General features: G+C 69.3%; 14 protein-coding genes. 10 read left to right on the top strand and 4 right to left on the bottom strand.

The window, feature by feature from the left end; genetic code table 11:
• Positions 1-63: 63 nt before the first annotated feature.
• The 7 genes from ASF68_RS05915 to ASF68_RS05885 all read left to right on the top strand — a co-directional run bounded on the left by ASF68_RS05915 (position 64) and on the right by ASF68_RS05885 (position 5114).
• A complete protein-coding gene (locus ASF68_RS05915; RefSeq protein ID WP_056008067.1) occupies positions 64-420 on the top strand; it encodes a holo-ACP synthase in 357 nt (118 codons plus the stop codon).
• Positions 420-1574: an alanine racemase gene (alr, locus tag ASF68_RS05910; protein WP_056008064.1), complete on the top strand. Its 1155-nt coding sequence runs from the start codon at positions 420-422 to the stop codon at positions 1572-1574. The genes ASF68_RS05915 and alr overlap by 1 nt, the downstream gene beginning before the upstream one ends.
• On the top strand, positions 1571-2071 hold the full coding sequence (gene tsaE, locus ASF68_RS05905) for a tRNA (adenosine(37)-N6)-threonylcarbamoyltransferase complex ATPase subunit type 1 TsaE (RefSeq protein WP_056008061.1): 501 nt from the start codon (positions 1571-1573) through the stop codon (positions 2069-2071). Before alr ends, tsaE begins: the two co-directional genes overlap by 4 nt.
• A gap of 10 nt (positions 2072-2081) precedes the next feature.
• Positions 2082-2711 (top strand): tRNA (adenosine(37)-N6)-threonylcarbamoyltransferase complex dimerization subunit type 1 TsaB, encoded by a 630-nt coding sequence (tsaB, locus tag ASF68_RS05900; RefSeq protein ID WP_056008058.1) that lies wholly within the window; start codon positions 2082-2084, stop codon positions 2709-2711.
• The gene (rimI, locus tag ASF68_RS05895; protein WP_082498504.1) at positions 2708-3244 is read left to right on the top strand and encodes a ribosomal protein S18-alanine N-acetyltransferase; all 537 of its coding nucleotides are present in this window, start codon (positions 2708-2710) and stop codon (positions 3242-3244) included. The genes tsaB and rimI overlap by 4 nt, the downstream gene beginning before the upstream one ends.
• Positions 3241-4299, top strand: coding sequence for a tRNA (adenosine(37)-N6)-threonylcarbamoyltransferase complex transferase subunit TsaD (gene tsaD, locus ASF68_RS05890; RefSeq protein ID WP_056008056.1), 1059 nt, complete (start codon positions 3241-3243; stop codon positions 4297-4299). Before rimI ends, tsaD begins: the two co-directional genes overlap by 4 nt.
• A gap of 113 nt (positions 4300-4412) precedes the next feature.
• A complete protein-coding gene (locus ASF68_RS05885) occupies positions 4413-5114 on the top strand; it encodes a DUF4190 domain-containing protein (RefSeq protein WP_056008052.1) in 702 nt (233 codons plus the stop codon).
• Between the two features lie 63 nt (positions 5115-5177).
• Here the strand turns inward: ASF68_RS05885 and ASF68_RS05880 are convergent, their stop codons facing one another.
• Positions 5178-6371 (bottom strand): class I SAM-dependent methyltransferase, encoded by a 1194-nt coding sequence (locus ASF68_RS05880; RefSeq protein WP_056008049.1) that lies wholly within the window; start codon positions 6369-6371, stop codon positions 5178-5180.
• A 158-nt stretch (positions 6372-6529) separates the two neighbouring features.
• Between ASF68_RS05880 and groES the strand changes: the two genes are divergently transcribed.
• From groES to ASF68_RS05865, 3 genes are all read left to right on the top strand, one after another.
• The gene (gene groES / locus ASF68_RS05875) at positions 6530-6826 is read left to right on the top strand and encodes a co-chaperone GroES (RefSeq protein WP_056008047.1); all 297 of its coding nucleotides are present in this window, start codon (positions 6530-6532) and stop codon (positions 6824-6826) included.
• 227 nt (positions 6827-7053) lie between these two features.
• Positions 7054-7959 (top strand): EamA family transporter RarD, encoded by a 906-nt coding sequence (gene rarD / locus ASF68_RS05870; protein WP_056011455.1) that lies wholly within the window; start codon positions 7054-7056, stop codon positions 7957-7959.
• A 187-nt stretch (positions 7960-8146) separates the two neighbouring features.
• Positions 8147-9427, top strand: a complete 1281-nt coding sequence (locus ASF68_RS05865; protein WP_056008044.1) for an ABC transporter substrate-binding protein — start codon at positions 8147-8149, stop codon at positions 9425-9427.
• 1231 nt (positions 9428-10658) lie between these two features.
• Here the strand turns inward: ASF68_RS05865 and ASF68_RS05860 are convergent.
• From ASF68_RS05860 to ASF68_RS05850, 3 genes are read right to left on the bottom strand one after another with little or no spacing between them, the layout of a single operon-like run.
• Positions 10659-11435, bottom strand: coding sequence for an ABC transporter ATP-binding protein (locus ASF68_RS05860; RefSeq protein ID WP_056008041.1), 777 nt, complete (start codon positions 11433-11435; stop codon positions 10659-10661).
• Positions 11432-12403, bottom strand: a complete 972-nt coding sequence (locus ASF68_RS05855) for an ABC transporter ATP-binding protein (RefSeq protein WP_056008038.1) — start codon at positions 12401-12403, stop codon at positions 11432-11434. Before ASF68_RS05855 ends, ASF68_RS05860 begins: the two co-directional genes overlap by 4 nt.
• Entirely contained in the window at positions 12393-13373 is a 981-nt protein-coding gene (locus ASF68_RS05850) for a branched-chain amino acid ABC transporter permease (protein WP_056008035.1), read from the bottom strand. Before ASF68_RS05850 ends, ASF68_RS05855 begins: the two co-directional genes overlap by 11 nt.
• Between the last annotated feature and the right edge of the window lie 4 nt (positions 13374-13377).

The following is a 13377-nucleotide window of genomic DNA, read 5'->3' as shown; positions in this document are numbered from 1 at the left end:
GGGGTCCGAGGTGGCCCGTCGGCCGGTCCGCTCCGCATGATGCGTCAGCCGTAGAGTAGAAGGATGATCATCGGTATCGGGGTGGACCTCGTGGACCTCGCGAGGTTCGAGCGGGCCGTGACCCGGACCCCGAACCTCCTCGCCCGACTCTTCGTGCCCGCCGAGCGGGAGTTGCCGTTGCGATCGCTCGCGGGCCGCTTCGCCGCGAAGGAGGCGCTCATCAAGGCGCTGGGCTCCTCCGATGGGATCCGTTGGCAGGAGATGGCGATCGTGAACGGTCCGGAGGGGAAGCCCGACTTCGAGCTGTCCGGGGTCACGGCAGGGGTCGTCGCCGAGCGCGGCATCACCAACCTGCACCTCAGCATGACCCACGACGCCGGGGTGGCCGTCGCCTTCGTCGTCGCCGAGCGGGAGGGCTGATGCCGAGCGGTTCCGACACGCGTCCGACGCGCGAGGCGATCATCGACCTCGAGGCGCTCCAGCACAACGTCCGTCGTCTGCGCGAGATCACCGGCGTCTCCGAACTCATCGTCGTCGTCAAGGCGGACGCCTACGGGCACGGAGCCGCGGCGATCGCCCGGGCGGCCGTCGAGGCCGGTGCCGACCGGCTCGGCGTCGCCGACATCCGCGAGGGGGTCGCGCTCCGCGCGGCAGGGGTCACCGCACCCGTCCTGGCCTGGTTGCACGGACCGGACGCCGATTTCGGTGCAGCGCTCGACGCCGGGATCGAGCTCGGTCTGTCGTCGGTGGCGCAGCTCGACCGCGTGATCGACGCGGCCAAGGAACACGGATCCGGGGTGCCCGTCGTCCAGTTCAAGCTCGAGACCGGCCTCAGCCGGAACGGGGCGGCCGAGGCCGACTGGCCGGAGCTGTTCCAGGCCGCCGCGGCAGCCGAGCGCTCCGGTGTCGTCCGGATCGACGGTCTGTTCTCGCATGTGTCGAACACCTCGAGTGCGGACGACGCCGCCGCCGCCGTGCGGTTCGAGCGCGGTGTCGCCCTCGCCACCGCCGCCGGGCTCACGCCACGGAGTCTCCACCTGGCCGCCTCCGCGGCCGCCCTCGGCGAACCGTCACTCCGGTACGACGCCGTGCGTCTCGGGATCGCCGCCTACGGGCTGTCGCCCTTCGAACCCACCGAGGACACCGCGCGCTCGGCGGGCGCCTTCGGTCTCCGCCCCGTCATGACGCTCCGGGCGTCCGTCGCCGCCGTGCGCCGGGTCGAGCCCGGTACCGGCGTGTCCTACGACTACAGCTACCGGGCGGAGTCCTCGACGACGCTCGCCCTCGTCCCGCTGGGCTACGCCGACGGGGTGCCCCGCAGCGCCTCGAACGCCGGCCCCGTCGTGATCAACGGCCGCCGCTACCGGGTCTCCGGCCGGATCGCCATGGACCAGTTCGTCGTCGACGTGGGAGACGATCCGGTCGCGGTGGGTGACGACGCCGTCCTCTTCGGCGACCCGGCGACCGGCGCGCCCCGCGTCGAGGAGTGGGCTGAGGCCGCCGGGACGATCAACTATGAACTCGTCACCAGGATCGGGCCACGAGTGGTGCGGACGCCGAGGGAGCGGGCATGACGGATCAGGTCCTCACCCCGGGCACGGTCGACGTGGCGACGCCGGAGGAGATGCACGCGTACGGCGTCCGGCTCGGCGCCGGACTGCGCGCCGGCCAGCTGCTCGTGCTGACGGGGCCGCTCGGGGCTGGCAAGACGACCCTCACACGCGGGATCGGGGAGGGGCTCGGGGTGCGTGGTCCGGTCACCAGCCCGACCTTCGTCCTGGCGCGCACCCACCCGAGTCTCATCGGCGGTCCGCCCCTCGTGCACGTGGACGCGTACCGGCTCGGCTCGGCGCTCGAGCTCGACGACCTCGACATCGACTTCGCCCGATCCGTCGTCGTGGTCGAGTGGGGCGCCGGACTCCTCGACGGCGTCGTGCCCGAATGGTTCGAGCTCGTGATCGAGCGGCCGACGGGTGCCGGCGATGCGCCGACCACGAGCGACGCCGGTGAGGAACCGATCGAGCGGCGGACGCTCACCCTCTCGCGGCACCCCGCCACCGACCCCGGGTAGGCTGGACGACGTGCTGTTGGCGATCGATACATCCGCGGGCTCGAGCGTCGCCGTCGTCTCCCTGGACGGCGTGATCCTCGCCGAACGGTCGTCCGACGACCCGATGCGCCACGCCGAGGTGATCGGCACGCTCATCGCCGGCTCGCTCGACGAGGCGGGGGTCGCCGTCGCCGACCTCACCGGGGTCGTCGCCGGCATGGGCCCCGGGCCCTTCACCGGACTCCGGATCGGGATCGCGGCCGCACGCAGCTTCGGTGTCGGGGCCGGCCTCCCGGTCCACCCCGTCGTGAGCCACGACGGCATCGCGCTCGACGCGTACGGCACCGGCCGGGCCGCGCCGGACGCCGGGCTCCTGGTCGTCACCGACGCCCGGCGGCGCGAGCGCTACTGGTCGGCCTACGCGGGGCTCGACGCGAACGGTCTCCCCGTCCGAGCCCAGGGTCCCGCCCTGGCGAAACCGGAGGATCTGCCGAGCACGGAGGCCGTCCGTTTCGACGCGGTCGTCGTCCCTGCCGGTGCCCTGGGCCGGATTGCGGCACTGCTCCTCGCCTCCGACGGAGCGTTCGCGGGGGAGGAGCCCCTCTACCTGCGCTCGCCCGACGTCACGATGTCCACCGGTGCCAAGCGGGTGACGGCATGACCTGGTTCCTGCGCCGGGCCGGCGTCGCGGACCTCGACGCGATCATGGAGCTCGAGCGCACCGTGTTCCTCAACGACGCGTGGTCGACGGAGATGATGCGCGCCGAACTCGCCTCGCTGCACGGCCACTACCTCGTCGCGACCGAGGTCGACGCCGAGGACGCCCCACTGGCCGGCTACGCCGGGCTCTTCGCACCCTCGCGCTCCGACGACGCCGACATCCAGACCATCGCCGTCGCCGGCCACGCCAGAGGCGGTGGGCTCGGGCGTCTGCTCATGCAGGCGCTCATCGAGCAGGCGAGACAGCAGTACGTGTCGCAGGTGTTCCTGGAGGTCAGGGCCGACAACCCCATCGCGATCGCGCTGTACCGGAGCCTCGGCTTCGAGGAGCTCGGGGTGCGACCCGGCTACTACCAACCGGACGACGTCGACGCCATCGTCATGCGCCTCACCGTCCAGGCGCGGCCACCGATGCCCACGCACGGGCAGCCTCCGCTCGAGCAGGCCGACCACCACCCCGGGAGCATCGCATGAACCGCGACGAACCGCTCGTCCTCGGCATCGAGACGAGTTGCGACGAGACCGGCATCGGTATCGTCCGCGGACACCGACTCCTCGCCAACACCATCGCGTCCAGCATGGACGAGCACGCCAGATACGGCGGAGTCGTCCCCGAGGTGGCTGCGCGAGCACACCTCGAGGCGCTCCAGCCCACCCTCATGACGGCGCTCGCCGAAGCCGGCGTCACGCTGGCGGATCTCGACGCCGTCGCCGTGACGAGCGGTCCGGGGCTGTCCGGCGCACTGATGGTCGGTGTCGGAGCGGCGAAGGCGCTCGCCGTCTCCCTCGGCAGGCCGCTGTATGCGGTCAACCATCTCGTCGGACATGTCGGCGCCGACGTGCTCGATTCCGAGGACGGCCTGATCGAATACCCGACCATCGCGCTGCTCGTGTCGGGTGGACACACCTCGCTCCTCCTCGTCCAGGACCTCGTCTCGGACGTCGAACTCCTCGGCGAGACCATCGACGACGCGGCGGGCGAAGCGTTCGACAAGGTCGCGCGCATCCTCGGTCTGCCCTACCCGGGCGGCCCCCAGATCGACCGGGCGGCGGTCGGCGGCGACCCGAAGGCGATCCGCTTCCCCCGAGGGCTCAGCCTGCCGAAGGACATGGAGCGTCACCGCTACGACTTCTCCTTCTCCGGGCTGAAGACCGCGGTCGCCAGATGGGTCGAGGCCAAGCAGGACGCCGGAGAGCCGGTGCCGGTCGCCGACGTCGCGGCGAGCTTCCGCGAGGCCGTCGTCGACGTGCTCGTCTCGAAGGCGGTCAAGGCGTGCACCGAGCTCGGTGTGCCACGCCTCCTGCTCGGCGGTGGCGTGATCGCGAACGCCCGCCTCCGCGAGGTCGCCGCCGAACGCACGGCGGCAGCGGGCATCGAACTCCGCATCCCGCCGCTCCAGTTGTGCACCGACAACGGGGCGATGATCGCGGCGCTCGCGTCGCAGCTCATCTCCGCCGGACGCGAGCCCTCCTCGCTCGACTTCGGCGCCGACTCGACCCTGCCGGTCACGGAGATCCAGGTCCACTAGACGGCCTCGAGGCTTGAGCGGGGCCCTGTCGCCGCGGCCGTCCTCGACGAGCCCGCCCACCTCGCGACGCATAGGATGGGGCCGGTACCCGGTCACGGAGCGAAGGAGTGGCGATGGACGAGCAACAGCACCCCGAGGGACGGCCCGCGCACCAGGACGGCGGGCCGGGACCGCAGCAGCCGCAGCAGCAGTCCGGTCTGCCGGAGCACGGCGGTCAGCCGGCGCAGGGGTATCAGTACCCGCCGGCTCAGCAGCAGCAGCCCTACCAGCAGCCCGCACAACAGCCCTCGCAGCCGCAGCCGCCCTACCACCAGGCCTCACCGCAGCAGCAGTGGCCTCAGACCGACCAGCAGGGGTACGGCGCGCCGCCGGCCACCGACTGGCGCGCCGGCGCACCCGCCGCTCCATCGGGCCGACCGGCTCAGCAGTCGGCTCCGTCCGCTTGGCAGGGCGAGCAGTCGACGTACCTCCAGACCGTGCCGACGGCCGTGTACCAGGCTCCGAGCCAGGGTGGATATGCCGCGTACCAGCAGCCGCCCGCATCGGCGGGCGCATCGGACGCCACCACGTCCACGACCCGCAGCACCTGGTCGCTCATCAGCGGGATCGTCGGGCTCGTCGTGTCGGTCTTCGTCGGTTGGGGCTTCCCGCTGTCGATCGTCGCGATCGTCCTCGGGTTCGGAGCACGCCGCCGCGAACCGGGGGCTCGCGGTCGCGCGCTGACCGGGCTCGTGACCGGCTTCGTCGGCCTCGCCTGTTCGATCGGCTGGCTGGCCTACAGCGTCGTCGTCATCATCGGATACGTCTCGACCTAGTCGGCGCGGCGGACGCGCGTCGCCTCGGTGACCGAGCGCTCCCACGAGGCACGGGGCGGCACGTCAGTGAGCGACGCGCTCCACCAGCAGGGCGCTGTGCTTCCCCGCGATCCTCGTGAGGATGATCGTGGCCGAGTGGTCGCCGCGCAACGCGAGCCGTTTGCGGAACGTCGCCGGGTCGATGTCCACGCCGCGCTTCTTGATCTCGAGGACGCCGATCCCGCGCTCGCGCATCGTCCGCTTGAGGGTCTTCTCATCCATGGGGAGCCGTTCGAGCACACGGAACGTCGACGCGAACGGCGAGGTCGTCGCGCTGTCGGAGGTGAGGTACGCGATGCCCTGACCGAGCATGCCCGCCTCCAAGCGGACGGCGAGGTCGCCGATGAGACGGGCGCGGATGACGGAGCCGTCGGGTTCGTGCACGTACTCACCGAGGTCGCGGACCGGGGCGTCGTCCGCGTCGCCGTCCGCCGTGAGCTCGTGGTGGACGCCGTCAGCGAGCAGGAGCGCGGCACGCCGGACACCCGGTCGGGCGAGCGGGCCGAACCAGAGGGTCATCTCGACGAGTTGGCCGTCGACCGATACCCACTGCGCCTCGGCTTCGTCCGGGATGAGGGAGCGGTCGAAGCCGGGCCCGAGTTTGACGCCGACCGGGAGGCTGCCCGCCGTGGCGAAGACGGTGTCGAGGGAGGGGGTGTAGTCGGCGGCGCTGGCGAGCCGCGCCGTGTCGGCGTGTCCTGCCGTCCGTCGGGCCGGGTCGAACCAGACGGCGTCGAACCCCTCGAGGGCGACGTCCTCGGCCGCTTCGTTCCGGACGGTCGCCGAGGGGAACGGTGCCAGGTTGTAGCTCGCGATGGCGGCGGTGACCTCGTCGATGTCGACCGCCGTCACCTCCAGGTCGAGGGAGGCCATCGCCATCGAATCGGCGCCGATGCCGCTCCCGAGATCGGCGATGCGCGTCAGGCCGGCCCGGGCGAAGCGCCCGGCGTGCAGAGCGGCGACGGGCAGGCGGGTGGCCTGTTCGAGGCCTGCCTCCGTGAACAGCATGCGGTCGGCGAAGGGGCCGAACTTGCCGACCGCCTTCTGCCGGAGGCGCGACTGCGTGAGCACGGCCGCGACGAGTGCGGGGGAGTGCCCCTCGTTCCGGAGCCGACCGACGAGTCGGACGGCCTCGTCCTTGGACGGGTAGGGCGGGAGCGAGTCGAGGAGTCTGAGCCCCTCGGCCGTCAGGAGCTCCACGAGTTCCGATCGTTCCATGGTCAGCGGACTTCTCGCGGAGCTGGGTGCATCCGGCAACGCTAGCAGCCGGTGATTGGCACTCGCATTGCGTGAGTGCCAGAAGATGCCTAGACTGGAATCAGCACTCTCGCAGTGTGAGTGCTAACAACGTCTTCGTTTCAAGAAAGAGGTCAACCGTGTCGGTCTCCATCAAGCCGCTCGAGGATCGCATCGTCATCAAGCAGGTCGAGGCAGAGCAGACCACCGCTTCCGGTCTGGTCATCCCCGACACCGCCAAGGAGAAGCCCCAGGAGGGCGAGGTCGTGGCGGTCGGACCCGGTCGCATCGACGACAACGGCAACCGCGTCCCCCTCGACGTCGCCGTCGGCGACAAGGTGATCTACTCCAAGTACGGCGGCACCGAGGTCAAGTACGCCGGTGAGGACTACCTGGTCCTGTCCGCGCGCGACGTCCTCGCCGTCGTCGTCCGCTAGACACCGACGAACGAACCGAGCGGCTCAGGCCGCTCCACAGCCCGAATGGCATCAGCCGTTCGGGCTGTGTCCGTTTCACGAGGTCGGCCAGCCCGCCGCGGGTCTAGCCTGGACCAGTGCAGAACCCGAGCGATCCAGCGGAAGTCGAAGTCGATGTCGAGCTCGCCGCCGGAGCGGCGCGCGGGCGTTCAGGGGTCGAGGTCCCACAGCAGGGGAGCCGGTCGGGCCTGATCTCGGCCGTCGCCGCGTACTGCCTCTGGGGAGCACTGCCGCTCTACTTCATCGCGCTCGCGCCGGCCGGAGCCTTCGAGGTGGTCGCCTGGCGGATCGTGTTCTCCCTCGTGTTCTGCGCCGTGCTCATCCTCGTGACGCGCTCCTGGCGTCGCCTGCTCGGGATCCTGCGGCAGCGGCGCATCGTGCTCACGATGGGGTTGGCCGGCGCGCTCATCTACGTCAACTGGCAGACCTACGTCTACGGAGCCCTCAACGGGCAGGTGGTCGAGGCCTCGCTCGGGTACTTCATCAACCCGATCGTCACCGTCTTCCTCGGCGTCTTCTTCCTCCGCGAGCGGCTTCGTCCCGCGCAGTGGGCCGCAGTGGTCGTCAGCGTGATCGCGGTGCTCGTCCTCGCGATCGGGCACGGCAGCGTCCCGTGGATCGCCCTCATCCTCGCCTTCTCCTTCGGCCTGTACGGCTACATCAAGAAGCAGGTCGGTGGTGTGGTCGACGCGGTGTCGGGTCTGACGCTCGAGACGGCTTGGCTGACGCCTGTCGCGATCGCGCAGCTCATCGCCGTCGGTGTCTCCGGCGGGCTCACGATCGGCACCGCCGGAGTGGGGCACACGCTCCTGCTGGTCGGTGCCGGTGTCATCACCGCCGTCCCGCTCCTGCTGTTCGCCGCGGCGGCTCGGCGGTTGCCGCTCACCTGGATGGGGTTCATCCAGTACTTCGCGCCGATCATCCAGTTCGTCGTCGGCGTGGCGGTCCTCCACGAGGCGATGCCGCCGGAGCGGTGGCTGGGCTTCGGACTCGTCTGGTTGGCACTCGCCATCCTCACGGTCGACATGCTCGTGGCGTCCGCGCGCAGCCGACGGTCCGCGGCCGCCGATCGACGCCGCGCCGCGAGGGTCTGAACAGCGGATTCCGGCGCTGATCGCGCGACCACTGCAGGAAAGACGCGAAACCGGTACCTCTGAGGTAACGATTTGGTCGTGTTACACGCTTGTAACGTCAACGACATTGTCCAGCGCACTCTCAGCGGATAACTTGACACAACGGCAGCCCCTGGAGCTGCCACTCTTCTGACAAGCAAGGAGTACCATGAGCGTCTTTTCGAAGGCCACGGCCGCTCGCTCCCGCCCTCGTGCCATCGTTCTCGGTGGCATCGCACTGATCGGAGCCAGCGCGCTGGTCCTGAGCGGATGCGCCTCAGGTGGCAGTGACGACAGTGGCAGCGGCAGCAGCAAGCCTGCTGGCGACCTCACCCTGAAGCTCGGCACCGCGTTGCCCCAGACGGGCAACCTGGCGTTCCTCGGCCCGCCCGAGGAAGCCGGTGTCGGTCTCGCGGTCAAGGAGGTCAACGACGCCAACCTGGGCATCAAGATCGACCTGACGCTCGGCGACTCGGGTGACTCCGACAACAAGGCGTACGCGACCGAGGTCCCCCGTCTGCTCTCCGAGGGCGTCACCGCCATCATCGGTGCAGCGTCGTCGGGTGTGTCGAAGCTCTTCATCGACGAAGTCACCGGCGCAGGCGTCATCCAGTTCTCCCCGGCGAACACCTCCGCCGACTTCACGACGTGGGACGACAACGGTCTCTACTGGCGGACGGCGCCGTCCGACGTGCTGCAGGGCGAGGTCCTCGGGAACCTGATCGCGGAGGACGGCAACGCCACCCTCGGCATCATCTACCTGAACGACTCGTACGGCACCGGCCTGGCGAAGTTCACCAAGGAGGCGTTCGAGAGCGCCGGCGGTGAAGTGGTCGCCGAGCAGTCGTACAACACGGGCGACACCTCCTTCGACGCGCAGATCAGCGCGGTCAAGGCGGAGAACCCCGACGCGATCGCGATCATCGCGTTCGAGGAGACCAAGACGATCGTCCCCGGTCTCGCCGGGTTCCCGTCTGACAAGCTCTACTTCGTCGACGGCAACCTCGCCGACTACAGCGCGGACTTCGCTCCCGGCACCCTCACGGGCGCCAAGGGAACGCTGCCCGGTCTCGACACCGCCAAGCTCGGTGACTTCACCGACCGCCTCCAGGCGTTCGTGAAGGACGAGGGTGGCGAGCCGCTGAAGGACTACAGCTACGCGGCCGAATCCTACGACGCGGTCATCCTGCTCGCCCTCGCGGCGCTGCAGGCGGGCTCGACCGAGGGTGCCGACATGGCCGGCGAGCTCCAGTCCGTGTCCGGTGGTAAGGACGACGGCGAGAAGGTGTCCACCTTCGAAGAGGGTGCGAAGGCCATCGCTGAAGGCAAGAAGATCAACTACGACGGAAACTCCGGTCCGATCACCTTCGACGAGAACGGTGACCCGACCGAGGCGACCATCGGTATCTACCAGTACGGTGACGACAACAAGTACACCCGCACCAACTAGTCGCCTGAGCGACTGACGAGGCCCCGGAGCGATCCGGGGCCTTCGTCGTGTCCGGCCCCCGGCAGCTCCCGCCAGACCTCGAGCTGGTGGTGGTGGTGGTGGTGCCAGCGCGGTGCGCTGACGCGAGCGCGGGTCCAGCGCGTGAGCGCGGGTCTCCGGAGACCCGCGCTCACGCGCCTCGGGCGCGCTCACGCCCGTTCGCCAGAGGTGTTGCACAGTGGGGCGCGCTCACGTCAGCGCACCGCGCTGACGGATGGTACTGCGCGCTCACGTCAGCGCACCGCGCTGGCAGTGAACGCAGGGGCACGGGTCAGCGGAACGCGCGCTGCAGCCCGGCGCGCTCGAGCTTCGCAGCGAGCCGGCTCGGATGGACGAGGTCCTCCCAAGTGGCGCGGACGACGGTGTAGCCGAGCGCGCGCAGCCGGTCTTCCCGGCGCTGAGCGTCCTCCGCGGTCGCCGCTCGTCAACGTGTGCACCTCGACAGGCCATGGGCCGACGATCGGGAGTCCCCAGAGCCGCGCAGCCGAGTAGTGGCTGAACAGGGCGTCCTTCCGGAGGGCGACGGCCGCCGCGTCGATCCGGAGGCGGTAGCGGTCATCGGGGGACAGGGATCGCCAGGTCGGTTCAGGGACGTAGATGCCTTTTCGCAGACGCACCAGGTCTCCGTCGCGATGAGCAGCACTCACCAGACGCTCGGCACCGACCCGACGTGCGTCTCGGACGAGGAGGAGGCCGTTCGGGCGGATGAGCAGGTTCAGATCGAAGGATTCCATCGATTCACCGTGCCCGTTCCGTGGCGCTTCAACACGGAGGAGAGGGTAGGTGTGGAAACGGCCACTCGCCCAGCTCGTGGTGGAGCGAGCCGGGGATGGTGCCCAGCGCGGTGCGCTGGCGTCACTGCTGGTCACGGGCGTCAGCGCGGGTCGCTGTGCCGCGGTGGAGGTGACTCGAGCGCGGGGCTCCGGAGACCCGCGCTCACGCGCCAGGACCGCGCTCGCGTCAGCGCACCGCGCTGGCACAAGGAGGGGAGGGGAGGCCGAAATGCACAACTCCTCCGTCCCCGTCTCAGGAGGCCGTCTTGGTGCGACGGTGCCCCTCGGGGGAGGGAGGAGTTGTGGTTCGATCACCGGTCGGGTTCCGGTGGCTTCAGGTCGTCACACAGCCGATGGCCGGGACGAGCACGTTCGAGGGTACCGAAGTCCCCGTCGAGCCGCGAGTGGGGAACCCCTGATCAGTCCTCGTCCTGGCCGAGCGTGCCCAGGTAGAGTCCGATGACCTTGTCGTCCGACAGCAGTTCACGGCCGGTGCCGGTGTACGCGTCGCGGCCCTGATCGAGCACATAGCCACGGTCGCAGATCTGGAGACAGCGACGCGCGTTCTGCTCGACCATGATGGTCGTGACACCGGCCTTGTTGATGTCGGAGACCCGGATGAACGCGTCGTCCTGGCGGACGGGCGACAGTCCAGCGGACGGCTCGTCGAGCAGCAGCACGTGCGGGTCCATCATGAGCGCCCGCGACATCGCGACCATCTGCCGCTCACCGCCGGACAGCGAACCGGCGCGCTGCTTGAGCCGCTTGCCGAGTTCACTGAAGATCCCGGTGACGAACTCCAGACGTTCGGTGTACTGCTTCGGCTTCTGGAACAGCCCCATCTTCAGGTTGTCCTCGATGGTGAGGCTCGGGAAGACGTTGTTCGTCTGCGGGACGAATCCCACACCACGCGCGACGAGCTTGTTCGCCCGGAGCCCGGTGATGTCCTCACCGTTCAGGAGGACCTGACCGCTCCGCACCTTCACCTGCCCGAAGATCGCCTTGAGCAGCGTCGACTTGCCGGCGCCGTTCGGCCCGATGATGCCGATGAGTTCACCCTTGCGCGCCGTGAGGTTTGCGCTGTTGAGGATGTTCACGCCGGGCAGGTAACCGGCCGTCAGATCGCTGACCTCGACGACCATCTCGGCGGTGTTGACCGCGGTGCCGCCCACGGGGGCGCCCTTCACGTCGCTCATTTCCGCTCCTCCTCGGGCTCGGCACCAGCCGCGAGCCGTTCATCTTCGATCTCGGCCAGCAGCTCTTCGGCTGCGGCGCTGTCCTCGCCGGCGATCCGGCCGGTCACGACACCGAGGTCGACGTCCTGGTGGCTGCCGAGGTAGGCGTCGATGACGGCCGGGTTCTCCATGACGGTGTCCGGCGGCCCTTCGGCGACGACGCGACCCTCGGCCATGACGACCACCCAGTCGGCGATGTGGCGCACCATCTGCATGTCGTGCTCGACGAACAGCACGGTCATGCCCTCGTCCTTCAGCGCCAGGATGTGGTCGAGCAGCGACTGGGTGAGTGCCGGGTTGACGCCGGCCATCGGCTCGTCGAGCATGACGAGCTTCGGGTCGCTCATGAGCGCCCGCGCCATCTCGAGGAGCTTGCGCTGGCCGCCGGACAGGCTGGCGGCGTAGTCGTCGCGCTTGGTGTCGAGCTTGAACCGTCGCAGCAAGTCCATGGCCTTGACCTCGAGGTCCGCCTCCTGCTTCCGCCAGAGCGGCTTCACGAGGCTCGAGAAGATGCCCTCACCCGTCTGACCGGTCGCTCCGAGCTTCATGTTCTCGAGCACGGTGAGGAGGCCGAGCGCCTTCGTCAGCTGGAAGGTGCGGACCTGCCCCATGCGGGCGACCTTGAACGCGGGGACGCCGCCGAGGCTCTTGCCGTCGAAGTTCCACGTTCCGGTGTTCGGTTTGTCGAAGCCGGTCAGCAGGTTGAACAGGGTGGTCTTGCCGGCACCGTTCGGACCGATGAGGGCGGTGATCGCGTTGCGGGGCACCTCCAGGTGCTCCACGTTCACCGCCTGCAGGCCGCCGAAGGTCCGGGTGACCTGGTCCGCGATGAGGATCGGGTCGACCTTCTTGACGCCCGGGACGATCTCGCCGACGTGGAGACCGGTGGTCTTGACCGGCCGCGAGGTGGGTGAGCTGTTACTTGACAAAGGTCAGCTCCTTCTTGTTTCCGAGGATGCCTTGCGGCCTGAAGATGACGATCAGCATGAGCGCGACACCCACCAGCACGTAGCGGAGCGTCGACGCCTGCGTCGAGCTCATGAACGGCAGGACGTCGGCCTTCACGAGCGCCGGGAGGACGTTCGAGAGGAACGCCATGATCACCCAGAAGATCACCGAGCCGAGCAGCGGTCCGAAGACCGTCGCGGCCCCGCCGAGCAGGAGGATCGTCCAGATGAAGAACGTGAGGCTCGTGACGTACACGCTGGGCACGACCGCGGAGGGCAGTGCCAGCACCACCCCGCCGAGTGCGCCGAAGACGCCACCGACGACGAGCGCCTGCATCTTGTACGCGAACACGTTCTTGCCGAGGGCGCGCACGGCGTCCTCGTCCTCGCGGATGCCCTTCAGGACACGGCCCCAGGGGCTGCGCATGAGGAGGAACACGAGGAGGGCGGCGACGGCCAGCAGCAGGATGCCGAAGATCCGGACCCACCACTGGTTCGCGTTGAGCTCCCACGGGCCGAAGCCGTAGATGCCCTCCGGGATCGGGTTCGCGGCCCGGAAGCCGGCGTGGTAGTTGCCGAGGCCGTCAGCGGAGTTGGTGTACTCGTCGAAGACCTGCGTGGTGAAGAGCAGACGGACGATCTCCGCCGCGGCGATCGTCACGATGGCCAGATAATCGGCCCGCAATCGCAACGTCGGAATGCCGAGGATGAAGGCGAAGACCACCGATGCCAGGCAACCGACGATGATGCCGGCCCACCACGGGAGGTCGAAGCTCAGGATCGAGATGGCGTAGCCGTAGGCGCCGAGCGCCATGAATCCGGCCATACCGAAGTTCAACAACCCGCCATAGCCGAAGTGCACGGCCAATCCGAGTGCTGCGAGCGCGTAGGCGATCGTCTCCGGGCTGATGACCCAAGCGAGCGTGTTCGAGAGAATGCTTCCCCAGTCCATGCGC

The organism is Plantibacter sp. Leaf314, from assembly GCF_001423185.1.
In the GTDB taxonomy this organism is placed as follows: Bacteria; Actinomycetota; Actinomycetes; order Actinomycetales; family Microbacteriaceae; genus Plantibacter.
Note: the sequence above shows the minus strand (reverse complement) of the source record. Positions and strands in the feature narration are given on the sequence as shown.